Source organism: Arminella tubonensis (genome assembly GCF_003240585.1).
Taxonomy (GTDB): Bacteria; Pseudomonadota; Alphaproteobacteria; order Rhizobiales; family Rhizobiaceae; genus Rhizobium; species Rhizobium tubonense.
On the sequence record NZ_PCDP01000023.1, the window covers coordinates 1 to 804 of the forward strand.

The following is an 804-nucleotide window of genomic DNA, read 5'->3' on the forward strand; positions in this document are numbered from 1 at the left end:
TTGTCGACCGGGTTGTTGCTCTGACGCAGGAGCCGCCCACGCAGGAAGCCACTCACTGGACGGTTCGTGCGATGGCAAAGGCTGTGGGGATTGCGGCGTCCTCAGTCGTCAAGATCTGGCATGAGCATGGTCTCGCACCCCATCGGTGGCGCAGCTTCAAACTATCGAACGACAAGGCTTTCGCCGAGAAGCTTCACGATGTGGTCGGTCTCTACGTCTCGCCGCCTGCCCATGCGATTGTCCTCTCCGTCGATGAGAAAAGTCAGATCCAGGCGCTGGATAGGACGCAGCCGGGTCTTCCCATGAAGAAGGGGCGTGCCGGCACGATGACCCATGATTACAAGCGCCACGGCACCACCACACTGTTCGCTGCCCTGAATGTTCTCGACGGCTCCGTCATCGGCCGTAACATGCAACGCCACCGGCATCAGGAGTTTATCCGCTTCCTCAACACGATTGAGGCTCAATTGCCGAAGGATAAGGCGGTTCACGTCATCCTGGACAACTACGCCACACACAAACAACCCAAAGTCCGGGCCTGGTTGGCGCGGCATCCACGCTGGACCTTCCACTTCGTTCCGACATCCTGTTCCTGGTTGAACGCCGTCGAGGGTTTCTTCGCAAAACTCACCCGTCGTCGGCTGAAGAACGGTGTCTTTCATTCGGTCGTTGATCTTCAGGCAGCCATCAACCGCTTTATCAAAGAGCACAATGAAGAGCCGAAGCCGTTCATCTGGAAAGCAGACCCTGACGACATCATCGCAGCCGTCAGACGTGGGCACCAAGTGTTGGAATCAATCGACT

At 57.3% G+C, this 804-nt stretch carries 1 protein-coding gene; it reads left to right on the forward strand.

Annotated elements, in window-relative coordinates; all coding sequences use genetic code 11:
• Nucleotides 1-804 (forward strand): IS630-like element IS870 family transposase (locus CPY51_RS07555; protein WP_111159672.1); only part of this gene is annotated, 804 nt, incomplete at both ends.